This is a genomic window from Amycolatopsis regifaucium (assembly GCF_001613935.1).
Classification (GTDB): Bacteria; Actinomycetota; Actinomycetes; order Mycobacteriales; family Pseudonocardiaceae; genus Amycolatopsis; species Amycolatopsis regifaucium.
Map to the genome: position 1 here is coordinate 543,661 of NZ_LQCI01000003.1, position 22,484 is coordinate 566,144.

Annotated in this window: 19 protein-coding genes; 6 read left to right on the plus strand and 13 right to left on the minus strand. The window is 69.1% G+C overall.

What is annotated here, in order from left to right:
* Window positions 1-9: 9 nt before the first annotated feature.
* The 6 genes from AVL48_RS06395 to hppD form a co-directional block, all read right to left on the minus strand.
* Entirely contained in the window at window positions 10-453 is a 444-nt protein-coding gene (locus AVL48_RS06395) for a hypothetical protein (protein ID WP_061986157.1), read from the minus strand.
* Window positions 453-899, minus strand: coding sequence for a hypothetical protein (locus AVL48_RS06400; protein ID WP_061986155.1), 447 nt, complete (start codon window positions 897-899; stop codon window positions 453-455). The genes AVL48_RS06395 and AVL48_RS06400 overlap by 1 nt, the downstream gene beginning before the upstream one ends.
* On the minus strand, window positions 883-5,811 hold the full coding sequence (locus AVL48_RS06405; RefSeq protein ID WP_061986153.1) for a hypothetical protein: 4,929 nt from the start codon (window positions 5,809-5,811) through the stop codon (window positions 883-885). Before AVL48_RS06405 ends, AVL48_RS06400 begins: the two co-directional genes overlap by 17 nt.
* Window positions 5,811-6,125, minus strand: coding sequence for a type VII secretion target (locus AVL48_RS06410; protein WP_061986152.1), 315 nt, complete (start codon window positions 6,123-6,125; stop codon window positions 5,811-5,813). Before AVL48_RS06410 ends, AVL48_RS06405 begins: the two co-directional genes overlap by 1 nt.
* A 33-nt stretch (window positions 6,126-6,158) precedes the next feature.
* Entirely contained in the window at window positions 6,159-6,701 is a 543-nt protein-coding gene (locus AVL48_RS06415; RefSeq protein ID WP_061986150.1) for a YbaB/EbfC family nucleoid-associated protein, read from the minus strand.
* A 214-nt stretch (window positions 6,702-6,915) separates the two neighbouring features.
* Window positions 6,916-8,115, minus strand: a complete 1,200-nt coding sequence (hppD, locus tag AVL48_RS06420; protein ID WP_061986148.1) for a 4-hydroxyphenylpyruvate dioxygenase — start codon at window positions 8,113-8,115, stop codon at window positions 6,916-6,918.
* 121 nt (window positions 8,116-8,236) lie between these two features.
* Between hppD and AVL48_RS06425 the strand changes: the two genes are divergently transcribed.
* Window positions 8,237-8,710, plus strand: coding sequence for an Lrp/AsnC family transcriptional regulator (locus AVL48_RS06425; RefSeq protein ID WP_061986146.1), 474 nt, complete (start codon window positions 8,237-8,239; stop codon window positions 8,708-8,710).
* Here AVL48_RS06425 and AVL48_RS06430 read toward each other — a convergent pair.
* The 3 genes from AVL48_RS06430 to AVL48_RS06440 all read right to left on the minus strand — a co-directional run bounded on the left by AVL48_RS06430 (window position 8,707) and on the right by AVL48_RS06440 (window position 10,747).
* Window positions 8,707-9,510 (minus strand): MBL fold metallo-hydrolase, encoded by an 804-nt coding sequence (locus AVL48_RS06430; RefSeq protein WP_061986144.1) that lies wholly within the window; start codon window positions 9,508-9,510, stop codon window positions 8,707-8,709. The two genes, AVL48_RS06425 and AVL48_RS06430, sit on opposite strands and share 4 nt — an antisense overlap.
* A gap of 81 nt (window positions 9,511-9,591) precedes the next feature.
* Complete coding sequence (gene greA / locus AVL48_RS06435; protein ID WP_016337198.1) at window positions 9,592-10,092, minus strand: transcription elongation factor GreA; 501 nt, start codon at window positions 10,090-10,092, stop codon at window positions 9,592-9,594.
* Window positions 10,093-10,291: 199 nt separating this feature from the next.
* Window positions 10,292-10,747: a DUF4307 domain-containing protein gene (locus AVL48_RS06440; protein ID WP_061986142.1), complete on the minus strand. Its 456-nt coding sequence runs from the start codon at window positions 10,745-10,747 to the stop codon at window positions 10,292-10,294.
* Window positions 10,748-10,892: 145 nt separating this feature from the next.
* Between AVL48_RS06440 and mca the strand changes: the two genes are divergently transcribed.
* Window positions 10,893-11,792: a mycothiol conjugate amidase Mca gene (gene mca / locus AVL48_RS06445; protein ID WP_061986140.1), complete on the plus strand. Its 900-nt coding sequence runs from the start codon at window positions 10,893-10,895 to the stop codon at window positions 11,790-11,792.
* A complete protein-coding gene (locus AVL48_RS06450) occupies window positions 11,793-12,134 on the plus strand; it encodes a hypothetical protein (protein ID WP_061986138.1) in 342 nt (113 codons plus the stop codon).
* A 72-nt stretch (window positions 12,135-12,206) separates the two neighbouring features.
* On the opposite strand, the gene AVL48_RS06455 is transcribed toward AVL48_RS06450, so the two are convergent.
* Together AVL48_RS06455 and AVL48_RS06460 are read right to left on the minus strand one after the other, a co-directional pair.
* On the minus strand, window positions 12,207-14,699 hold the full coding sequence (locus tag AVL48_RS06455; RefSeq protein WP_061986136.1) for a polynucleotide kinase-phosphatase: 2,493 nt from the start codon (window positions 14,697-14,699) through the stop codon (window positions 12,207-12,209).
* Window positions 14,696-16,063, minus strand: coding sequence for a 3' terminal RNA ribose 2'-O-methyltransferase Hen1 (locus AVL48_RS06460; RefSeq protein WP_061986133.1), 1,368 nt, complete (start codon window positions 16,061-16,063; stop codon window positions 14,696-14,698). Before AVL48_RS06460 ends, AVL48_RS06455 begins: the two co-directional genes overlap by 4 nt.
* Window positions 16,064-16,126: 63 nt before the next feature.
* Here AVL48_RS06460 and AVL48_RS06465 point away from each other — a divergent pair, with 63 nt between their 5' ends.
* Window positions 16,127-18,133: a thioredoxin domain-containing protein gene (locus AVL48_RS06465; RefSeq protein WP_061986131.1), complete on the plus strand. Its 2,007-nt coding sequence runs from the start codon at window positions 16,127-16,129 to the stop codon at window positions 18,131-18,133.
* Window positions 18,134-18,161: 28 nt separating this feature from the next.
* Here AVL48_RS06465 and AVL48_RS06470 read toward each other — a convergent pair whose 3' ends face one another.
* Window positions 18,162-18,674 (minus strand): hypothetical protein, encoded by a 513-nt coding sequence (locus AVL48_RS06470; protein ID WP_061986129.1) that lies wholly within the window; start codon window positions 18,672-18,674, stop codon window positions 18,162-18,164.
* A gap of 181 nt (window positions 18,675-18,855) precedes the next feature.
* Here AVL48_RS06470 and AVL48_RS06475 point away from each other — a divergent pair, with 181 nt between their 5' ends.
* On the plus strand, window positions 18,856-19,416 hold the full coding sequence (locus AVL48_RS06475) for a hypothetical protein (RefSeq protein ID WP_061986355.1): 561 nt from the start codon (window positions 18,856-18,858) through the stop codon (window positions 19,414-19,416).
* Between the two features lie 471 nt (window positions 19,417-19,887).
* Entirely contained in the window at window positions 19,888-21,774 is a 1,887-nt protein-coding gene (locus tag AVL48_RS06480; protein WP_061986127.1) for an acyl-CoA dehydrogenase family protein, read from the plus strand.
* On the opposite strand, the gene AVL48_RS06485 is transcribed toward AVL48_RS06480, so the two are convergent.
* The gene (locus AVL48_RS06485) at window positions 21,731-22,477 is read right to left on the minus strand and encodes a potassium channel family protein (protein ID WP_061986125.1); all 747 of its coding nucleotides are present in this window, start codon (window positions 22,475-22,477) and stop codon (window positions 21,731-21,733) included. The genes AVL48_RS06480 and AVL48_RS06485 overlap by 44 nt on opposite strands.
* Between the last annotated feature and the right edge of the window lie 7 nt (window positions 22,478-22,484).

Sequence of the window (22,484 nt, forward strand, 5' to 3'; positions counted from 1 at the left end):
CACCGATGATCAGTTCGCCGTGCCGGAGGCGCGACGCTGAAGCCATTCCGCGCGTTCGCCGGTTCGCGGGTAGCGCTCCAGTTCCTGGGCGAAGAACTCCGCCGGCGGGACGTGATCCCAAGCGGGTTCGTTGTCCCAGTCGTATTCCACGGAGTACCCGCCTGGATGGACCATGTGATAGCGAACCGAGGTCCAAGCGCCCTCGCCCGGTTGAGCCATGCTGTCCCGCAGGTCCACGAAGAAGTCCGCTACCCCCGACGGCGGCGTCCACGGTGTGCTCGTGCCCATCACGGTCAGCACGTGGGCCGAGATCTCGACGTAGTCCCCCACCGAACGGAAGGTGAGGAACAACTGCTCGTAATCCGACGGTACGGAGTGCACCATCCAGGTGGTGAACTCCTTGAACAGCTGATTGGCCTGTGCCGCGCTCGTGGGCACAACGGGCATGGGCATCAGTCGCGCTCCTTGTCGTTCGCCGCCGCGAGTTTCTCGCTGAGCCAAGCCGGGATGTGTTCAGGATCCCTGGGGAACTTCTTCAGATCTTCGACGTAGTGTTCCGGCTCCATGGGCGGCGTGAGCACCGGTTCGTAGTCGTAGTTGTAGTCGTAGAAGATGGCTCCCGGCGGATTCATCGAGATCCGCGCGGAGAACCAGGCGCCGCGGCCGGGCCGGTACAACAGCGTGCGCAGTTTGGCCAGTATCACGTTCAGCTCGGTCGGTGGCGCGATCTCCGGCCTGGAACCGTCGTCCATGATCACGGTGAGGCCGAGGTCCTGTGCCGGCACCGTCATCGCGCTGACCAGGTCGATGCGCCGCCAGCCTTCCACGGGGACGAGGTCCAGCAGCGCGGTGCCGAGCTGCTGGATCAGGTCCTCGTGGGTCTCACCCCCGGAAGTCATCGGGCCAGAGTGGGTCGTTGTGGTCATTGGGGAAGCTCCTGACGATTACCGAGATCCGGCCTTCGGCGTCCGGACCGTAGGCCCGGTACTGGCGGGTGTGCGCGTCGTCGACGCCGGGATCCCGGAGTTCGAAAATATCCTCGTTCTCCAACCTACTAGCGAGGCCGGTCTCGTCCCGATTCCGCTCCATCTGGTACCAGCTGTCGTCGGGATCGTAGGTCTCCGCGAGTTCCTTGGCGCCCGCGTTGCTGTTGTCCACCCGCCCTTGCGTGCCTTGGTTGCCCGCTTCGCCGGAGCCACCGACGGACGTGCCGCGGTGGTGACCACCGTCGTCGATGTTCTTCCCGGAGGCGTCCTTGCCACCGTTCGCGCCGACTCCGGCCTGCGCCGGACCGTCGCGCCGGACGTTGCTGGCGCCACCGGGATCCGGCGGGGCCGAGGTCACCACCACGTTGCCACGCTCGTCGGTCCGGTGGATCTCGCCGGGCGAACGGCGGTTCAGCGGGTTGCCGTCCTTGTCGTGCATTTCCAGGCCGTGATCGACCCGGATCACCGCGTTGGGCGGGGGGTTGTTCAGATCCGGGTTGAACGGCTGCCCGGTGTGCAGGTGGGTGATCTTGCCGTCCGGCCCGGTCTGGAACGAGCCGTAGGGCAGGCCGTCCTTGTCCACCACGTGGATACGGGTATTGGGTGGCAGGTTGTCGCGGCCCGCGATCGGATCCTTGTGCGCGATCTTGTCGCTGATCGCCTTGCGCTCGGCGTCACTGAGTGCGTCCGGGTCGCCGTCGACGAACCCCTGCGGATCGTCGCTTCGCGGCGGCGGCTGATGCGAGTAGGTGAGCTCGCGATCGGGAGCGGGCCAGGAATCCTGGACCTTGCTGGCGTTCTTGGTGCCGTAATGGCCGTCCTGGGTGATCTCCGCGCCCTGGGCGGCCGCCACCTCGGAGTTCGTCCGGCCACGCTGGCCACTGGTGGTGTCGACGTGGGTGATACGCCCCGTGTCGTCGGTGTAGAAGTCGCCTCGCGGATGCCCGTACTCGTCGGTCGGCCGGTGCACGCTGTTCGGCTTGAGCGTGGGGTTCCCGTCCGCGTCGAGCTTGGGGCTGCCGTCTTCGTTGGCATGGAGGCGGTTGAAGGGCTGGTCCTGCTTCACCGCGTTCGGGTGCGGGACCGGGTCACCCTGCGGCGTCGGCGGGTTGAACTCCTGGCCATGTTCCGGTCGCCCGTCCGGCCCGACGCGGTACTCCTCGTGGAGCGGCCCTCGGTCGATCCGGTAATTGCTGTCCGGCAACGGTTCCCGGAGTTCGGGGTTGGGACGGTCCGGTGTGCTTTCCGGGGTTTCGACCCACCTGACCTTGCGCTCGCCGTCGGTCTGGAAGCTGCCGCGGGGATTCCCGTCGGCGTCCGTGACGTGATAGCGGGTGTTCGGTTCGAGATCGGTGCGACGGCTGAACGCGTCGTTCGCACCGGGTGCCCGTGGGTCGTCGGCCTCGATCCGCACCTCGTCGCGGGGCTTCGGCGGCGACTCGATGTGGTCGACCCTGGTGACGTCCTGGCGGCCGTGCTGGGTCTTCACGTCGGTGTGCGTCACCGTCCGGACTTCGCCGTTCGCGTCGGTCGGGAAGGTGTCATGCCGATGGCCGACCTGCACGCGATAGTTGGAGTTCGGCGCCGGGCGCATGATCTCCGGGTTGCCCGGGGCGTGCAGCTTGTTCGGCGCGACGGCGTCGACGTGCGTCACGTTGCGGTTCGCGTCGGTGTAGACCCGGCTGCGCACGTTGCCGTCCGCGTCGGTGATGTCGTACCGCGTACTCGGCTCGAGCTTGCGCGGAGGCGTCGTCGGATCGAAGAACGACTGGTCGTCGCCCAGCCGGACAGGACGGGCGGGCGGCGTGAAATCGGGCTCCTCCCAGCGTCCGTCGAGCTGATGTTGAGGGGTGAGGTTGTCGCCCTCACCGCGGTCGCGGGCGCTGTCGGCGTCCACGTCCTGCTTGTCCGCGTGCGAGGTGTCCGGCGTGAAGCCGTCGTCGCTCGCCCGGCGAGCGGTGCCGTCGGGGCTGTGGATGTCCCACTCGCCGTTCGGCGGGATCCGTGGACGGGTGCGGCCGTCGGGGCCGATCTCGTAGTCGGACGAGAAGACGCGCCCGTTCGCGTCGGTCCACGCCGGCTTGCTCGGCGCCATCACCTCGGTGTCGAGTTCCCGCGACAGACGGCGCGCGAAGTCGTTCGAGCCGGCGTCACAGCCGATCAGCCGGATCGGGCGGCCGTCGTAATCGGTGTTACGGCGCAGGATGTCCGCGAATTCCTCGGGGGTGTAGGTGCGGTTGCCGATGCGGGCGTGCCCGTCCGGGGTGACGTGCACGTCGACGGTGTAGCGGCCGTCCGGGTCCGGCTGGACGCGGTGCGGCAAATCGCCCATGTCCGCGTCGCCGCGGTGATACGAGCTACCCGCCGGGGTGCCTTCGGAATGCCGCTGGTTGACCTCGTCCGGCGTCAGCGGGCGGTCCGGTTCGCCGTCGGGGCCGCGGTCGTGCGGTGAGCCGTCGGGGTGACCGTTCGGGTCCTGGCGCGGGCCGTGCCCAGCGGGGCCGTGACCGTCCGGCGAATGCGGCGGCCCGGAGTGACCACCGGGGCCGCGCCCGCCCGGTCCGGTGTTGCCGGGACCGGTGCCGCCGGGCCGGTTACCGGGGCCGTGCGTGCCCGGCGTGCCGGTGTGCGGCTGGGCGCCGGGGCCGAACTCGTTGCCGCGGGCCACCGGTTGCGGCTGATGCGGCTGGTTCGGCCGCCCGCCGGGACCGGTCTGCCCGGGACCGCGGCTGGGACCGGTGTGGGTGTCGGGAGTGCGGGGGGCGTGCGTGTCCGGGGTGCGCGGCGAACCGGGCGTGCCCGTCCAGCCACCGCCCGGCGGCCTGCCGCCGGGCGAACCCGGGGTGCCGCCGGGAGTACCGCCGCCGGGCGCGCCCTGTGGCGGCATGCCGCCCGCCATCGGCTGACCCTGCGGCGGGATACCGGGCGAGCCGTCACCACCGGTGCCGCCGCGCTGCGCGGGAACGTGCGACGGACCGGCGTCGCCGAGTCGCGGCGCGGTGGGCGCGGTACCGCTGGTCGTGGTGCCGCTGTCGGTCGGCCGGGTGGGGCTGCCGCCGTCGTTTCCGCCGTGCTGGCCGGCTGCCGGGTCGGAACGCGGAGTGGGCGAACCGCCACCGTCACCGCCGTGGGTCCGGGGCGAACCACCGCCGTCGCCGGTGTGGCCGGGCGAACCGCCGGTGTCCGCGCGCGTGGGACTCGGTGCACCGCCGTCCGGGGTGTGGCTCGGGGAGCCGCCGGTGTCGGTGCGGGTCTGCGGTGCGGACGCGGGTGAGCCGCCGTCCGGGCCGTGGGGCGGTGAACCGCCGGTATCCGCGCGGGTGTGCGGTGCCGGGGTGGGCGAACCGCCGTCGGGGGTGTGGCTCGGTGAACCATCGGCGTCGGCGCGTGTCTGCGGTGCGGGACCGCTGTCCGCGCGGGCCGTGCTCGGCGAGCCGCCGTCGGGCGCGCGGTTCGGCGTACCGGAATCGCCGGAGTGCGTGGGCGAACCGCCGTCGGAGCGGGTGTGCGGAGTACTGGGCGAACCCCCGTCGCCGGTGTGGCCGGGAGTGCCACCGCCGGAGCGCGGTGACGAGCCGGCGCCGTCCGGCGCCCTGCCGAGGTTGCCGTCCGATGTGGACGGTCCGTCGCCATCGCCCGCGCGGCTGGTGGATCCACCGTCCGAACGGGGCGGGGAGCCACCGTCTCGTGTGGACGGTGAGCCGCCACCGTCGCCGCCGCGGGTGCCGGTGCTCGACGGGGAGTCGCCGCTGGAACCGTTCGATCCGGTCGAGCCGGAATCGCCGGAGCGGCCGGAGTCGCCCGAACCACCCGAGTCGCCGTCGGAACCGTTCGAGCCGCGGGAACCGTCGCCGGCACCGTTCGAGCCATCACCGGACCCGCTGCCGGAACCGTCACCGTCCGGACCGTCGCCGGAGCCCGTGCCGCCGCCATCGGGCCCGCCGGATCCGCCGCCGCGGCCGCCGCGCTGGATGAAGCCGCCCGCCTTGATGTTCTTGGGGTTGAGCGCGTCGAGCCCGGTGACCTTGCCCGCGATCTTGCCGAAGATCTTGATGATCTTCTCGAAGACGTCGACCAGCTTGCCGAGCAGCGGGGAAACGCGCCGCATCGCGTCGCACAGTTCCTTGAGCTTGTCGGCGATCTTCGCGGCCCACTTCGCGATCGCGGTGACGGCCTGCGCGACCACGACGGGGGTACCGAAGCCGAGGGAGAACACCGTCTCCATGACCCACGCGATGAGCTTGCCGACCGCGTCCGCGATCAGCTGGCGGATGAATTCGCGGACGAACGCGACGATCTCGCCGAAGATCATCACGACGGTGCTGATCCCGCCCGCGACGGTCGCCGCCGCGCCGATCGCCTCCGCCTGCTCCGCGGCCTGCTTGCGGTACTGGTCGCCCGCCTCGCCCGTCCAGCCCGCGGTGCCGTTCTTGACCGTGTTCGACAACTCGACCTGGGTGTCTTCCAATTTCTTGGCGACGTTGCCCCAGGTTTCGGAGTACGACTGGATCACCGGCGGATCGCCTGCCACCGCGTCCAGCATGTCCTTCAGCGGCTGCATGTGTTCCATCAGGAACGACGCCACCGACGACATCAGGTAGCCGAACGGGTCGATCGCCGCGCTGGCGATCTCACCGGCGAGGCTCAGCACGCCGAGCCCGCCGCCCACCCAGTCGCCGTTCGAAATGCCGTTGAAGGCGTCCATGGCCGACTCGGCGACGCCGATCCCCGCCGCGTAGCCGTATTCGCTGTTCCCCGCCGTCAACGGGCCAGGGCCGTCTTCGTCTGTCGGCGCCTTCGCGACGAGCGGATTTCCCTCGGGCATCAGTCAGGCACCTGCACGTTCTTCAGCTCCGCGGCGAAGTTCTCGTCCTGCGCGTGGTAGGCGTTGGACGCGGACCGCACGTTGTTCGCCACCGCCGTCGCGGCTTCGACCGCCTTGTTCAGCGCGTTGATGCCGAATTCCTCGACCGGGTCGAGCATCATCCGGAACGGCTGGCAGATGATGCCGTACGCGTCGGTCGGCATGCTCACCTGTTGCGCGGCGTCGACCGCGGTACGCAGTCCGTCGGCGATGCCGTCGATCTGCTTCGCGTGCGCGTCGAGGTCGGAACCGAGCTCGTAACCCTTGCCTGCCATGGTGTCTCCCCTCTACCCGGCCGGATGGAACGTCTACGAAAGGATGCTGCCGCCGAAGTCGTCGTCATCGTCGTCCCGCGCGCGGCGGCGGCGCGGGATCGGCTTCGGCTGTGGCGGCGTGGACGAGGCGGGCGGCGGGGGCTCTTCCTCTTCGGGGCCGAAGCGGTGGTGCCGCTCGGGCTCCGGCGGAGCGGGATCCTCTTCCGGCGGCGCTTCGGGGAAGGTGCTCTGGGCTTCCGCGATCACGCGGCTCGCCGTCTCGTCGGTCGTACCGACCGTTTCGGCCATCGCCTGCTGCAGCAGTTCGGGGATCCGGGACTGCGCGAGCTGCACGAGCCGCATGACCTGCGACGAGACCTCGGCCATCCGCTTGCCGCTCGCCGCTTCGGAGATGACGAGATTGGTCAGCAGGCCCTTGGCGTCGACGGTCACTTCGACGGTGTTGTCCTTCGACCGCTCCGTCACGGTCTGTCCCTGCATCCGCGCCGCCATCGCCTGATAGCGCGCGGCGGTCTCCTGGATCTGCTTCGTCCAGTTGTCCACCATCTGTTCGCTGGCGTCGACGTTGTCCGGCATCGGGACCCTTCCACAAGCTGCATGCTGACGTCTTCACACTGACGGTCCGAAGACACCATCGGTTCCGGTGGGCGATGAGTTTTCGTCGGACAGTTTAGTGCTCGTCCGGTGTACCACCCTGGGCCGACAGAGTCGGGCCGCTCACGCGGCGAAAGGGCCCCTCACCGCACCAAATGCGATGAAGAGCCCTTTCGCGCCTTGCGAACTGCCGGGGTCAGAGGTTGCCGCGGCGCTCCTGCTCACGCTCGATGGCCTCGAAGAGGGCCTTGAAGTTGCCCTTGCCGAAGCCGAGCGAACCGTGCCGCTCGATGAGCTCGTAGAACACCGTCGGGCGGTCGCCGATCGGCTTGGTGAAGATCTGCAGCAGGTAGCCGTCCTCGTCGCGGTCGACGAGGATGCGGTGCTCCTTGAGCTTCTCGATCGGCACCCGGACCTCGCCGATCCGCGCGCGCAGCTCCGGGTCGTCGTAGTAGGAGTCCGGGGTGTCGAGGAACTCGACGCCCGCCGCGCGCATCGCCTTCACCGTGGTGATGATGTCGTTGGTGGCCAGTGCGATGTGCTGGCAGCCCGCGCCGCCGTAGAACTCGAGGTACTCGTCGATCTGCGACTTCTTCTTCGCGATCGCGGGCTCGTTGAGCGGGAACTTGACGCGGTGGTTGCCGTTGGAGACCACCTTGCTCATCAGCGCCGAGTACTCGGTCGCGATGTCGTCGCCGACGAACTCCGCCATGTTCACGAAGCCCATGACGCGGTGGTACCAGTCGACCCAGTAGTCCATCTTGCCGAGCTCGACGTTGCCGACGCAGTGGTCGACGGCCTGGAACAGCCGCTTCGGCGCGCCCTCCGGGCGGACGATGTTGCTCTCGCGCGGCTCGTAGCCGGGCAGGTAGACACCCGTGTACTTCGATCGGTCGATCAGCGTGTGGCGGGTCTCGCCGTAGGTCGCGATCGCGGCGATCCGCACCGTGCCGTGCTCGTCGGAGACGTCGTGCGGCTCCTCCAGGACGGTGGCGCCCTGCGCGCGGGCGTGCTCGATGCACTTGTCGACGTCGGCGACCTCGAGCGCGAGGTCGATGACGCCGTCGCCGTGGCGGCGGTGGTGGTCGAGCAGCGGGGAGTCGGGCTTGACGCCACCGGTGATCACGAAGCGGGCGGAGCCGGACTTCAGCACGAAGGACTTGCGTTCGAAGTTCCCGGTCTCGGGGCCGGAGTAAGCGATGAGCCGCATACCGAACGCGACCTGGTAGAACCACGCGGTCTGCGTGGCGTTGCCCGCGATGAACACCACCGCGTCCATCGACTTCACCGGGAAGGGGTCGGTCGAAGAATCGTGGTCGACGAGGCCGACGAGCTGACGCAGCTGGTCGTAGCTCACGTCGTCAAGAGCACCCTGGGGTTCCATTGTGTGCGTCATGTCAGAAGCATCCGAGTACATGACAAAATGTGCAATGGTCAAAGATTTTGCTGCACACTATGTCCAGTGTCGACGGGGGATCCGCTGTCATAGTGGGCAATCTGCGTAGGAGGTAGGGGCGATGTCGGAAAGCCTTGACGCGCTGGACGCGCGGCTGCTGCTGTTGCTCACCGACTCGCCGCGGCTCGGCGTGCTCGAATGCGCCCGTCGTCTCGGCGTCGCGCGGGGCACCGTGCAGGCCCGGCTGGACCGGCTGACCGACCGCGGGATCCTCGGCGGTTTCCCGCCGGATCTCGACCTCGGGGCGATGGGTTACGGCCTCACCGCGTTCGCCGTTCTCGAGATCGCGCAGGGTCGCCGGGCCGAGGTCGTGGCGGCGCTGTCCGCGATCGACGAGGTGTGCGAGGTCTACGCGACGACCGGGCAGGGCGACCTCTTCGTGCGGATGGTGGCGCGCGACAACGACGACCTGCAACGGGTGGTCGACGAGGTGGTCGGCGCCCCGTACGTGCGGCGGACCTCGACGTCGATCGCGTTGTCGACGCCGGTTCCGCCGCGCGTACGGCCGCTGCTGGAACGGCTGGCGCGGAGCTAGCCGACCTGGCCGAGGTACCGCTTCGCCGACCGCTGGACGGCGTCGTGCCCGTCGGTGCGGATGATCGCGTCCCACCAGGCGCCGTAGATCGCCTCGAATTCGTACGGTTCGAGCATCTCGGCCGCGCGCCGGACGACCTCCGGGCGCTCCGGGATCAGGTTCGGGTAGCTGTACATCATGCCGACGAACCGGCGGTCCGGGATGACCTGCAGGATATCGCCCGAGAGCACCGCGCCGCGGCCGTTCTCCCCGCCCGGCCAGTGCAGCACGGTCCCGCCGTCGAAGTGCACGCCGAGATTGATCAGCCGCAGGTCGGGCGCGACGTCGAGGGTCGCGCCGCTCCACAGTTTGAGGGCCGGGTCCTGCCTGCCGATCCACTGCTGGTCGTTCTCGTGCAGGTAGACGGGCACGTCGAAGGCGTGCGCCCACTCGACCATGGTGGTGTAGTAGTGCGGGTGGCTGATCGCGATCCCGGTGATCCCGCCGAGTTCGCGGACCCGCGCGACGAGGTCGTCGTCGAGGTAGCCGGCGCAGTCCCACAGGAAGTTGCCGGATTCGGCCTTGATCAGCAGGGCGCGCTCGCCGATGGCGAAGTTCGGGGTCGAGCCGACCCCGATGAGGCCGGGGCCCTGCTCTTCGACGCGCGCGGTGTACGTCCCGCTCTCGCGCACTGTCTTCAGGTCGGTCCACCGTTGTCCCGCCTGCGGGACGTACTGCCGTTCGTCGTCGCAGATCGGGCAGTCGGACCGGGGTTCCGCGTACTGCATGCCACAGGCGACGCAGATCGGTAGCTCGCTCATCGTTTCCCTCCAGAATGATCCGGGGGTCACGCTAACGGCTCATATGCGCGCCCGGCCATATCGGGCCGGGCGCGCGGACACTCACTTGCCGGTGTAAGGAACGGCCTTGACGAGCGTCACCTTCTGGATGCTGCCGTTGGGCAGCTCGTACTCACGGGTCTCGCCCTCTTTGGCGCCGAGCAGCGCCTTGCCGAGCGGGGACTCCGGCGAGTAGACGTCCAGGTCGCCTTCGGTGCCCTCTTCACGGGTCGCCAAGAGGAAGTTCTCGTCCTCGTCGTCACCGTCGTAGCGCACGGTGAGGACCTTGCCCGGTCCCGCGCTGCCATCGTTGGCGGGCGGCTCGCCCACCTTGGCCGAGCGGAGGAGCTCCTGGAGGTGGCGGATGCGGGCCTCGTGCTGGCCCTGCTCTTCGCGGGCGGCGTGGTAGCCGCCGTTCTCCTTGAGGTCGCCCTCTTCCCGGCTATCGTTGATCTTCGCGGCGATGACCGGGCGGAGCTCGATGTAGTGGTCGAGTTCCTGCTTGAGCCTGTCGTAGGCATCCTGGGTCAGCCAGGTCACCTTTGTGTCGCTCACGGTCACCATCTCCTAGTAGGGCCTGCCAGGCTTGGGTGTACAAGCCGGCCACCAGGCCGACATGGCGCGCCGGTCTGGCTGAGATAAAGGAAAAACACGGCCCGTCTTGGGCCGTGCCGGTAGATCAGAGTAACACGGCGCGAGGCATCGCCGCCGGTCGAATTCGGTCGCGCCTCGGCGTTGGGCGCCCGTTTCACCCCGTTGGCCGCTATGGCCTTGACAGGTACCGTGGTACGTCGTATGAGCACCCGAAGATATCAGCCGTGACCGGCCTTCCGATGCTCTTGATGGTGGTAGTCACCCGGCTGTTTTTCGAACCAGGCTGAATCAGAACCTCTTTGCGGCCGCTTTCCGCCCCGGCCTTGTCACGGACGCGGACGACGCACACCCCCGGCCGGTTCACCTCGTCCCTGGTCACGTTGATGGTGATCTCCATCGCGTCACCTGGCACCTCCTTGAACGCGACGCGTTCGCCTTCGATGGGCGCGCTGCCGAAGTTCAGATACGCGACGTAGGCGATACCACCGCTGACCAGCAGCGCGAGCACGCCGAACACCAGGCGCCGCCAGCGGGCGGGCCGCGCGTCGCGGGTCTTGCCGTAGCGGCCTTCCGGCAGGTCCGTCCGGGTGCTTTCCGCGCTGGGAGCATCCTGTCCCGTGCTCAACCCGGGCCTCCCGGTTGGTGTCGTCGTGCTCGCAGGGACAATGGAGTCGTATGCGAGTGGTTCCCCTCGAGTATCCGCGTCCCGCCGCGCGGGCCGTCAGGCAGGGTCGCAGGGGAATACGGAACGAGAAGGGGACGTTCGGAGCATGGTGCTAGCCGAGGAACCGCCGAAGTCGAGCCTCCGCCTGATGGCGGTACACGCGCACCCTGACGACGAGTCGAGCAAGGGTGCCGCCACGCTGGCCAGGTACGCCGCCGAAGGACACGAGGTCATGGTCGTGACCTGTACCGGTGGCGAAGCGGGCAGCGTGCTGAACCCGGCCATGGACCGTCCCGACGTAGTGGCCAACATGACCGAGATCCGCCGGGAGGAGATGGCCCGGGCGGCCAAGATCCTCGGCGTGAGTCACACCTGGCTCGGCTTCATCGACTCGGGACTGCCCGAAGGTGACCCGCTGCCCCCGGTCCCGGAGGGCTCGTTCGCGGTCATCCCGCTGGAGGAGTCCACCGGTGCGCTGGTGAAGGTCATCCGCGACTTCCGCCCGCACGTGATCGTCACCTACGACGAGAACGGCGGCTACCCGCACCCCGACCACATCCGCACGCACGAGATCTCGGTCGCGGCCTTCGACGCCGCCGGGGAGGCGGAGAGGTACCCGGAGGCGGGCGAGCCGTGGCAGCCGCTGAAGCTGTACTACGTGCACGGCTTCTCACGCGCCAGGATGACGACCTTCCACGATGCGCTGCTCGCGCGCGGCCTCGAGTCGCCGTACGAGGAGTGGCTGAAGTCGTGGGATCCGGAGAAGGCCGACGTCATGGAGCGGGTGACCACCCGCGTCGAATGCGGCGACTACTTCGAGCAGCGTGACGAGGCCCTGAAGGCGCACGCCACCCAGATCGACCCGAACAGCCGCTGGTTCGCCGTCCCGCGCGACCTGCAGCGCGAGGTCTGGCCGACCGAGGAGTACGAGCTGGTCCGCTCACTGGTGGACAGCACCCTGCCGGAGGACGATCTGTTCGCCGGTGTGAAGGAGAAGGTGGGCTGAATGAGTTTCTCGGTGCCGGCGTTCGCCGTCGTTCCAGTGACGGCGGCGTCGCAGTTCCTGGCACAACAGCCCGGCAACGGCGACAACGGCGGCCAGGGTGAGGACTTCGGCAAGTCCTCACCGGTGGGGTTCCTGATCCTCATCCTGTTCCTGATCGCCGTCGCACTGCTGGTGCGGTCGATGACCAAGCATCTGAAGCGGCTGCCGGAGAGTTTCGACGAACCGGCCACTTCTTCGGAGACCCCCGCCGACGAGACTCCTTCGGCGTCGGCGTCGGCGTCGGCGGAGAAGCCCGCTGAGCCCGTCGCCAAGGCGGAGAAACCGGCCGCCAAGTCCGACTGAGCGCTGCAATGAAGGGGCCTTTCATCGCAAATTTTGCGATGAAAGGCCCCTTCATTGCGCTTGAGAAGCGGGTCAGAGGCGCGGATCGACCGGATCCGACTCCAACGCCAGCACGGCGAACACGCACTCGTGCACTCGCCACAGCGGTTCTCCGCGCGCGAGCCGCTCCAGCGCCTCCAATCCCAGCGCGTACTCGCGCAGCGCGAGCGCCCGCTTCCGGTTCAGCCCGCGCTTGCGAAGCCGGTCGAGGTTCTCCGGCAGCGTGTAGTCGGGCCCGTAGATGATCCGCAGGTACTCCCGCCCGCGCACCTTCACCCCCGGCTGCACCAGCCCGCGCGTGCCGCGGGTCAGGTTCGCCGCCGGTTTGACGACCATGCCTTCGCCGCCCGCGCCGGTCAGCTCCAGCCACCATTCGACACCGCGCGCCACCGCCGCCGGATCCGTGGTGTCGACGGCCAGCGTCCGCGTGCGCGTGAACAGGTCGCCGGTGAGCCGGTCCAGCAGCGAGAGGTGCCACTCGTGCGGGCGGTCGTGGTACGACCGGCCCTCCGACGCGAGTACCTGGAACGGCGCGAGCCGGACGCCGTCGAGGCCGTCGGTCGGCCAGCAGTAGCGCCGGTACGCCTGACGGTAGGCGTCCACAGTGGACTCTCGGACCCGCGTCCGCGTCAGGAGCTCCGACACGTCGACCCCACGACCGGCGGCGGCGTCCAGTGAAGCGACGGCGGTGGGCAGCACGGCCTGAGCCGCCGCGCCGACAGCCGCGTACTGACCCGAGATCAGTGAGCCCGCTTTCGCGCTCCACGGCAGCAGCTCCGTGTCGAGCAGCAACCAGCCGGTGTCCAGTTCCTCGAACAGCTCTGACGCCGCTTCGCGCACACCGCTGAGCAACCGCGCGTTCTGCTCGGGCGTGAAGAACGGCCGCCCGGTGCGGGTGTAAACGGCGCCGGAACCCCGGATGCCGAACCGGGCGGGAGCCACGTCCTCGTCACGGCAGACGAGCACGACCGCCCGCGAGCCCATGTGCTTTTCTTCGCAGACAACGGATTGGACACCCGCCGCGCGGAACTCGGCGAAGGCCTCCTCGGGGTGTTCGAGGTAGTCGTCCGAACTGGACGTCGAACACGGCGCCATGGTCGGCGGCAGGTACGGCAGCCAGCGCGGGTCGACGGCGAACCGGCTCATCACCTCGAGCGCCGCCGCCGACTGCTCGGCGGAAACCCCGACCCGGCCGTGGTGGTGGGTCTGGATGATCCGCTTCCCGGTGACGTCGCCCAATTCCAGCACCGCGGGTTCGCGTCCGCCCAGCGGTCGCTCCGGTTGGAGCGGACGCGCCGGTTCGTACCAGACCTTCTTCGCCTTGACGGAGACGACTTCCCGCTCCGGGTAACGCAAAGCGGTCAGCTTCCCGCCGAAGACGCAGCCCGTGTCGAGACACATGGTCTTGTTGATCCACTCCGGCTCCAACGTCGGCGTGTGTCCATAGAGGACCATCGCGGTCCCGCGGTAGTCGCGAGCCCAGGGCAGCCGGACCGGCAAGCCGTACTCGTCGGTCTCGCCGGTGGTGTCACCGTAGAGGGCGGTGCTCCGCACCCGGCCGGACGCGCGCCCGTGGTACTTCTCGGGCAGGCCGGCGTGCGCGACGACGAGTTTGCCGTCGTCGAGGACGTAGTGCGCGATGAGCCCTTCGCAGAAGGCGTGCGCCTTCGCGCGGAAGCCGTCGTCCTGCGAGGAAAGCTGCTCCAGTGACTCCGCGAGCCCGTGTGTCGCCTGGACCTTGCGCCCGTTCAGCGCGCGGACCAGTTTCTGTTCGTGGTTCCCGCAGACGACCAGCGCGCTGCCCGCTTCGGCCATCGCCATCACACGGCGCAGCACCCCCGGCGTATCGGGGCCGCGGTCGACGAGGTCGCCGACGAAGACCGCGGTGCGACCTTCGGGATGCACGCCGTCGACGTAGCCCAGCTCGGTGAGCAGTTCCTCCAGTTCCTCGCGGCAGCCGTGGACGTCGCCGATGACGTCGAACGGCCCGGTCAGCTCGCGGCGGTCGTTGCGCAGCGGCTCGACGACGATCTCCGCCTCGGCGATCTCGGCTTCGCTCCGCAACACGTGGACACGGCGGAAACCCTCACGTTCCAACGACTTCAGCGACCGATGCAGTTCCCCGCGCTGACGGCGGACGACGTGCTCGCCGAAGTCGCGGTCCGGCCGTGACTCGTTGCGTTCCTGGCAGACCTTCGCCGGGAGGTCCAGCACGATCGCCGTCGGCAGGACGTCGTACTCCTTCGCCAGCTTCAGCAGGCTCGCCCGCGACGAGCGCTGGACGTTCGTCGCGTCGATCACGGTGACCCGGCCCGCTTCGAGCCGCTTCGCCGCGACGTAGTGGAGCACGTCGAATGCGGCGGCCGACGCGCTCTGGTCGTTCTCGTCGTCGGCCACCAGGCCGCGGAAGTAGTCGCTGGAGAGCACCTGTGTCGGCGCGAAATGGGTCCGCGCGAAGGTCGACTTGCCGGAGCCCGAGGCGCCGACGAGCACGACGAGGGACATGTCGGGAATGGTCAGCTTCATGCCACGGCCTCCTTCCGAGTGGTGAAGACCGCCATTTGGGTCGGCGGTCCTGATTCTTGGGACGCGGGTCCCACCGGCAAGTGACGGACGTCGTAGCCGTAACGCGACGCGACCCACTCGGCCCACGAGCGGAATTGCCCGCGAGTCCATTCGAACCGGTGGTCGGCATGCCGGAACCGGCCCTCTTCGAGGAATTCGAAGTGCCGGTTGTACTCGGTGTTCGGCGTCGTGACGAGCACGGTCCGAGGCGCGGCGACGCCGAACACCGCGTGCTCCAGTGCGGGCAGGCGTTCCTCGTCGACGTGCTCGATCACCTCCATCAGGACGGCGGCGTCGTACCCGGCAAGCGCCGGGTCCGCGTAGGTCAACGCGGACTGCCGGAGGGTGATCCGCGACTTGTCCTTGAGCCGCTTTTCGGCGATGTCCAACGCGCTCGCCGACACGTCGACACCGACGATCTCCGTGAACGACGGGTCCTTCTGGAGCACGCGCAGCAGCGCGCCACCTCCGCAGCCGAGGTCGAGCACCCGCCGCGCGCCCGCCGCCCGGAGCGCCGCGAGCACGCTCCCGTGCCGCTGGACGGCCAGCGGTTCCGGCCGGTCCGGCAGCTCGGTGACCAGCGCTTCGGCCTCGGCGGGCACGTCGTCGTCTTCGGCGAGGCGATCGAGCGCGTATGAGACGATCGGGCGCCGCCGTTCGAGATACCGGTTGGTGATCAGCGCACGTTCCGGGTGCCCGGCGAGCCAGCCTTCGCCGGCACGCAGCAACTTGTCGGCCTCGTCCTGCCCGACCCAGTAGTGCTTGTCACCGTCGAGTGCGGGCAGCAGGACGTACAGGTGCCGCAACGCGTCGACAACTCGCTGTGTCCCGGTCAGCCGAAGATCGACGTAGCGGGAATCGCCCCACTGGGGGAACTCGGGGTCGAGCGGGATTGCCTTCGTCTCGACCTGCCAGCCGAGCGGTTCGAACAGCTTGTGCACGACCTCGGCGCCGCCGCGCGCGGTCAGCGACGGCACCCGGATCTCCAGCGGGAACGCCTCGTCGACCAGCTCCGGCCGGTTAGCGCACCGGCCGGCGAGCGCCGTGGTGAAGACCGCCCGCAGCGCCACCGCTAGATAGGAGCCGCCCGCGTACGGCCGGTCGTTGACGTACTGCGTCAACGACGTCCCACCGCCGCGCACGAGGTCGATCGGATCGATCTCGACCAGCAGCGCGACCGTGCAGCGCTCCTCGGTCGCCTCCGGGTAGAAGACGTGCGCCGTCCCGGCCGACAGCGGGAACGACTGCGCCTTCTCCGGATGCTTGTGCAGGAGAAAGCCCAGGTCGGTGGCGGGCGCGCGGGTGGTCGTCATGGTCAGCAGCACCGGATGAGTGTCGCGCAGGCGGCCGTTCTGCGCGCCTGCATTTCCGCGTGCGACCCTGGAGTCATGTCGAATCGCCTGAAGGCCGCGACCAGCCCGTACCTGCTGCAGCACGCCGAGAACCCGGTGGACTGGTGGCCGTGGGGGGAAGAGGCGCTGGCCGAGGCGAAACGGCGGAACGTGCCGATCCTGCTTTCGGTCGGCTACGCGGCCTGCCACTGGTGCCATGTCATGGCGCACGAGTCCTTCGAGGACGAGCCCACCGCGACGCTGATGAACGCGAACTTCGTCAACATCAAGGTGGACCGGGAAGAACGCCCGGACATCGACGCGGTGTACATGACCGCCACCCAGGCGATGACCGGCCAGGGCGGTTGGCCGATGACGTGCTTCCTGACTCCCGAGGGCGAGCCGTTCCACTGCGGCACCTACTACCCGCCGTCGCCGCGGCCGGGAATGCCGTCGTTCTCACAGTTGCTTGTCGCGGTCTCCGAAGCCTGGACCGAACGCCCGGAGGAGCTGCGGTCCGGGGCCCGGCAGATCGTCGCCCACCTCACGGCGAAGACCGGCCCGCTGCCGGAGTCCGTTGTGGACAGTGCGGCGCTGGACGCCGCTTTCTCCTCGGTGCGCGGGGACTACGACGCCGAGAACGGTGGTTTCGGCGGCGCGCCGAAGTTCCCGCCGACGATGACGCTGACCTTCCTGCTCCGGCACCACCAGCGCACCGGCTCGGACCTTTCGATGGTCGAGCACACGGCCGAAGCGATGGCGCTCGGCGGGCTCAATGACCAGCTCGCCGGCGGGTTCGCGCGTTATTCGGTCGACGCGCGCTGGGAAGTGCCGCACTTCGAGAAAATGTTGTACGACAACGGGTTGCTCCTGCGCTTCTACGATCGGTTCCATGGCCGGACCGGAGTCGAGTACGCGCGGCGGACGGTCGAGGAGACCGCCGAATTCCTGCTGCGAGACCTCGGGACGGCCGAAGGTGGGTTCGCCGCGTCGCTCGACGCCGACACGAACGGCGTCGAGGGGCTCACCTACGTCTGGACTCCCGCGCAGCTCGTGGAGGTGCTCGGTGAGGAAGACGGTGCTTGGGCGGCTGAACTGTTCCAGGTGACCGAGCAGGGCAACTTCGAGCACGGCGCTTCGACGTTGCGGCTGCGTGAGCCGCACCCCGAAGACGCCGAACGCTACGAGCGGGTCCGCCGGGCGTTGCTGGCCGCGCGCGACGGACGTCCTCAGCCCGCCCGTGACGACAAGGTCATCGCCGCCTGGAACGGGCTCGCGATAGGCGCGCTCGCCAAGGCGGGTGCCCGGCTGGATCGTCCACAATGGATCGACGCGGCCGCGCGTGCGGCGGCTTTCCTGATGGACACCCATTTCGTGGACGGACGGCTGCGCCGGACCTCGCGCGACGGCGTCGTCGGCACGACCGCCGGGGTGCTGGAGGACTACTCGTGCCTCGCCGAAGGATTGCTCGAACTCCACCAGGCGACCGGAGAACCGCGCTGGCTGGCCGACGCGATCACGTTGCTGGACCTCGCCCTGGCGCATTTCGGCGTCCCGGACTCGCCAGGGGCCTACTATGACACGGCAGACGACGCGGAAGTCCTCGTGCAGCGGCCTTCCGACCCGGGTGACAACGCGAGCCCGTCAGGTGCTTCGGCACTGGCGAGCGCGCTGCTGACCGCTTCCGTCTTGGCCGGGCACGACCAGGTCGGCCGATATCGCGAGGCGGCCGAGCGGGCACTGGCGCGGGCGGGACGGCTCGCCGCCCACGCGCCGCGGTTCGCCGGGCATTGGCTGTCCGTCGCCGAAGCGGCGGCATCCGGGCCGATCCAGGTGGCCGTGGTCGGACCGGATACCGCTTCGCGCGCGAACCTGCTCGCCGCGGCCGTCTCGTCCTTGCCGGACGGGGCCGTCGTGGTGAGCGGGGTGCCGGACGCCGACGGGGTGCCGCTGCTCGCCGACCGGCCACTGGTGGAGGGCTCGGCCGCGGCGTACGTATGCCGCGGGTACGTGTGCGAACGTCCGGTCACCACTGCCGAGGAGCTGCGCTCCCAGCTCACCTGACGGGCACGCGGTGGTGAGCGCTTTCAGCTCACCAGTCCCACGCCAGCGGGCCGAAGGCGCCGCCGCCGGTCTGCGGAGCCCCGACCGGTTTCACCGCGACCTGCGGCTTCGGCTTCGGCTTGGCCGTCGTGGTCTTCGACGGCTTCGGCGTCTTCGTGGACGTCGGCGGCTTCGGAGTGGTGGTCGGTGGCGTTCCGATGATGGTGAACGTGCGGGAGGTCTTCCTGCCGTCCGAGCAGGTGAACGTCGCCGCGTACTTGCCCGGCGTCTTGCCGGCCTTGCCGTAGCCGGCGGCCTTCCCCCAGTTGCCGCCCATGGTCCACTGAAGCGGTGCGGCGAACCCCGGTGAGGTCACCGGGGTCGCCGGTCCGCAACCGCCCATCGCGGCCTTTGTCTCGGCGTAGATCTGTCCGCCGGGTTCGACTTCGGTCGGAGCCAGGCCCCAGGACACGTCCCCGGTCTCCGTCGCCGCCGCCGGTGCGATCACGGCGAGCTGGGCGGCTCCGACGATGAGCGCGCCGATCATGGCCTTCTTCAGCATGAGGTTCCCCTTTTCGTCAACTGCTGGTGGGGATACGTCCGCGCAGGTCATCAGGTTGCCTCGGGTTTCGCCGGGCGAGAACACGAGTATGTCTCGGTGATTGTGGGTGTAGCTTCAGTAGCGTTGTAATCATGTAATCGCGGAGACGAGCATGGACACCTACGTCAGGACGGCGAGGCATATGGGACGCGGTGGATGGAAAGGCCGGGGCGGCTGGCAGCAGGCGGAGATCCCGTCGGCGGACGACGCGGCCGCCTGGTTCGGCGGGCGGCTTCCCGACGGCTGGTTCGTCGGCGACCCTGAGGTCACGGTGGATCGCGAGGAGATCGTCATCGTCGGGGAACTCCAGCCCCTCACCGGCGAATACGCCGACGACGCCGCCCGTGCGGCGGCCGAGGACGGCCGGATCAGCCGGTTCCGCGAGGAAACCCGCGACGAGCGCATCGAGATCGCGCGCCAGGCGGAGCACCGGTATCAGCGCAAGGTCGCCTGGGGCGCGAGCCTCGGCGGCACGAGGCACCTGTTCACCACGCATTCGGCGCCGGTGATGACCAGGCTGCGGCAGCCCGAACGCCTGGTACTCGACACCCTCGTCGACGCGGGCGTGGCGCGATCGCGATCGGAGGCACTGGCCTGGGCGGTCCGGCTGGTCGGGGAGCACGCGGACGCGTGGCTCGCCGAACTCCGGGAGGCGATGACGAAGGTCGACGATCTCCGTTCACAGGGACCGGGCCTTTCCTGAGGCCGGGGTCCGCGAGTGTGTGGAATCGCTGGTGGTGAAGGGAATCCCGCCGAAGAAGCGGATTGTGCCCCACGCGCTCCAACGCCGACGTGCCGTGCCGGAACGCGATCACTCGCGGCAGCGAGCAGACCGGCGGTATCCGCGACGTCTACGCGTACCGGCTCACCGTCACCGGCGAGACTCGGTCGCGTACGTCCCCCGGTTCGGGCCGTTCACGATCAGCCACTCGTCCAGTACGAAGTGCGGGCGGGCGGCCTTCGATGTCCGAGGGTTGCCCAACTCACACGTTCGGGGGCTCCGGGTGAGTGATTGCCGCTCCGAAGGCTTCGCGAACTCGGAAAACACCCTCAAGCACGTCGATGACCTGCGGTTCGAGGACACGACGAGCAACGGGAGACCGAGCTGATTCGTGCTGCGGCCCCCGATGCGGTGCGGCAGGCTGAACGCAGACCGCACCGCATCGGAGGAATCGTGGACACACCAGGACTTCCCGCGAAGATCGACCCGGACGCGCTGACCACCGTCCTCGATGGACGGTGGGCGGAACTCCGCCGCGCGGTGCGGGCACAGATGGCGGCGGAGGACTTCAAGGACCCCTTCCACCTCGACGTCGAAGGGCACCGCGCCCAGGTCCTCGAATGGCTGCGCCTGCTCGCCCGCACCGACCGGCCGGGACTCGGTTTCGACCCGGCATACGGCGGTGGCGGCGACGTCGGCGGCTCGGTGATGTCGTTCGAGATGCTGGGCTTCGGTGACCTTTCGCTGATGGTCAAGGCCGGGGTCCAATGGGGTCTGTTCGGCGGTGCGGTGCAGCTGCTCGGCACCGAACGTCACCACGAGCGTTACCTGCGCGAGATCAAGGATCTGGAGCTGCTCGGCTGCTTCGCGATGACCGAGCACGGGCACGGCTCGGACGTCCAGCACCTGCGCACCACCGCGACCTACGACCCCGCCACCCGCGAATTCGTCGTGCACACCCCGGATCGCGGCGCGATGAAGGAGTACATCGGCAACGCCGCCCGTGACGGCGAAGTCGCGGTGGTGTTCGCGCAGCTGATCACCGGCGGTGAGTCGCGCGGCGTGCACGCGTTCCTGGTACCGATCCGCGGCGAGCAGGCCCGTGGTGTCGAGATCGAGGACTGCGGGCGCAAGGCCGGGCTCAACGGCGTCGACAACGGGCGGCTCACCTTCGACCAGGTGAGGGTTCCGCGCGAGGCGCTGCTCAACCGGTTCGGTGACGTCACCGAGGACGGGACGTACACGAGCCCGATCGAAAGCGACGGCCGCCGGTTCTTCACCATGCTCGGCACGCTCATCCGCGGCCGGGTCAGTGTCGCGGGCAGTGCCGGCAGCGCCACGAAACGCGCGTTGACGCTGGCTGTCCGGTACGGCGACCAGCGACGGCAGTTCGCGCGGCCGGAAGGCGAGGAGGTCGTGATTCTCGACTACCGCGCCCACCAGCGGAAATTGCTGCCCGCGCTGGCGACGTCGTACGCGCTGCACTTCGCGCAGGAAGCGCTCGTGTCGAAGCTGCACGACATCGCCGAAGACGCGCCGGAGGAGGAACAGCGGGAGCTGGAGTCGCGCGCGGCCGGGATCAAGGCCGTCTCGACCTGGCACGCGACGGCGACCATCCAGGCCGCCCGCGAGGCGTGCGGCGGCTCCGGCTACCTGTCGGAAAACCTGCTCGCCGGGCTGAAGGCCGACACGGACGTCTTCACCACCTTCGAAGGTGACAACACCGTGCTGCTGCAGCTGGTCGCGAAGGGACTCCTGACCAGCTACAAGGACCACTTCGAGGACCTGAGCCCACTCGCGACCGCGAAATTCGTGGCCGAGCAGTTCGTCGAGGCCGTGATCGAACGGACGTCCGCGCGGAAGGTCGTCGAGCGGCTCACCGAAGCCGACGACAGCGAGGTGCTGTACTCGCGCGAGTGGCACCTGAAGCTGTTCGAAGACCGCGAAGAGCACGTACTCGGCGGCGTCGCACAGAGGCTTCGTAAGGCCGCTTCGGACCCCTTCGGTGTCTTTAACGACGCCCAAGACCATGTCCTGCGCGCCGGGCGCGCACACGTCGATCGAGTGGTACTGGAAGCGTTCGTCGACGCCATCGAGCGATGCGCCGACGCCGAAGCGCGCGAGCTGCTGGAGCGAGTCTGCGACCTCTACGCGCTGGCGAACATCGAGGCGGACCGTGGCTGGTTCCTCGAACACGGCCGCTTGACCTCCGGGCGCTCGAAGGCCGTCACCGCCGCGGTGAACGCGCTGTGCGCCGACCTGCGCCCGCACGCGCGGACGCTCGTGGACGCCTTCGCTATCCCCGAGCAGTACCTAGCGGCTCCGATGCTGTGGGACTGAGTCCGGCCCGCTGCTCGGCGAGCTCGGCCCGCAACGCCTTGACTTCGCGGGTCAGCTCGTCGAGATGCTCGCGGGTGACGGCCTGCGCGTTCTCGTCGGCCTCGGTCACCCGGCGGATCAGCCACGACGCCAGCGTCGCGGTGACCACACCGAGCAGGGCGATCCCGGCCAGCATCAACCCGACCGCGACGACGCGGCCGGTACCGCTGATGGGGTAGCGATCGCCGTAGCCGACCGTGGTGATGGTCGTGATCGACCACCACACCGCGTCGGGGAAGTCGGTGATCGGCGCGTCCGGCGTGGCGCGTTCCGCGTCGAGGACGGCGAGCGCCGAACAGAACACGATGAGCGCCGTCGCGCCCACCGTGTAGACCACGACGCGGCCGCGCAACGACAGACCGGCGTTGCGGTTGAGGATGTTGAGCACCGTGACCAGCCGCAGCAGGCGCAACTGCCGGATCAGCGGGAGCACGATGATCAGCAGGTCGAAGATGTTGCTCTTGAGGAACGCGCGCTTGTCGTCCGCGTGCTTCAGGCGGACGCCGTAGTCCAAGGCGAAGACCCCCCAGGCGAGCCAGGTGACGACCTCGAACCAGAGGCGGCCGGTATCCCCGATCGAGGGTTGGAGGATCGGCCACGCGTAGGCGGCCAGGAACAGTACGGCGGCGGCGTTGAGCGGCCACTCCATCCGCTTTTCCCACATCGGGCGT

What these genes read in the sequence shown, in the direction of transcription:
- AVL48_RS06425 (WP_061986146.1), top strand. Translation starts at nt 8,237, where the DNA reads ATGTCGGAAAGCCTTGACGCGCTGGACGCGCGGCTGCTGCTGTTGCTC.
- AVL48_RS06430 (WP_061986144.1), bottom strand. Translation starts at nt 9,510, where the DNA reads ATGAGCGAGCTACCGATCTGCGTCGCCTGTGGCATGCAGTACGCGGAA.
- AVL48_RS06405 (WP_061986153.1), bottom strand. Translation starts at nt 5,811, where the DNA reads ATGCCCGAGGGAAATCCGCTCGTCGCGAAGGCGCCGACAGACGAAGAC.
- AVL48_RS06410 (WP_061986152.1), bottom strand. Translation starts at nt 6,125, where the DNA reads ATGGCAGGCAAGGGTTACGAGCTCGGTTCCGACCTCGACGCGCACGCG.
- AVL48_RS06465 (WP_061986131.1), top strand. Translation starts at nt 16,127, where the DNA reads ATGTCGAATCGCCTGAAGGCCGCGACCAGCCCGTACCTGCTGCAGCAC.
- AVL48_RS06470 (WP_061986129.1), bottom strand. Translation starts at nt 18,674, where the DNA reads ATGCTGAAGAAGGCCATGATCGGCGCGCTCATCGTCGGAGCCGCCCAG.
- greA (WP_016337198.1), bottom strand. Translation starts at nt 10,092, where the DNA reads ATGGTGACCGTGAGCGACACAAAGGTGACCTGGCTGACCCAGGATGCC.
- AVL48_RS06400 (WP_061986155.1), bottom strand. Translation starts at nt 899, where the DNA reads ATGACTTCCGGGGGTGAGACCCACGAGGACCTGATCCAGCAGCTCGGC.
- AVL48_RS06450 (WP_061986138.1), top strand. Translation starts at nt 11,793, where the DNA reads ATGAGTTTCTCGGTGCCGGCGTTCGCCGTCGTTCCAGTGACGGCGGCG.
- AVL48_RS06415 (WP_061986150.1), bottom strand. Translation starts at nt 6,701, where the DNA reads ATGCCGGACAACGTCGACGCCAGCGAACAGATGGTGGACAACTGGACG.
- AVL48_RS06485 (WP_061986125.1), bottom strand. Translation starts at nt 22,477, where the DNA reads ATGTGGGAAAAGCGGATGGAGTGGCCGCTCAACGCCGCCGCCGTACTG.
- AVL48_RS06395 (WP_061986157.1), bottom strand. Translation starts at nt 453, where the DNA reads ATGCCCATGCCCGTTGTGCCCACGAGCGCGGCACAGGCCAATCAGCTG.
- mca (WP_061986140.1), top strand. Translation starts at nt 10,893, where the DNA reads ATGGTGCTAGCCGAGGAACCGCCGAAGTCGAGCCTCCGCCTGATGGCG.
- AVL48_RS06475 (WP_061986355.1), top strand. Translation starts at nt 18,856, where the DNA reads ATGGGACGCGGTGGATGGAAAGGCCGGGGCGGCTGGCAGCAGGCGGAG.
- hppD (WP_061986148.1), bottom strand. Translation starts at nt 8,115, where the DNA reads ATGACGCACACAATGGAACCCCAGGGTGCTCTTGACGACGTGAGCTAC.
- AVL48_RS06455 (WP_061986136.1), bottom strand. Translation starts at nt 14,699, where the DNA reads ATGAAGCTGACCATTCCCGACATGTCCCTCGTCGTGCTCGTCGGCGCC.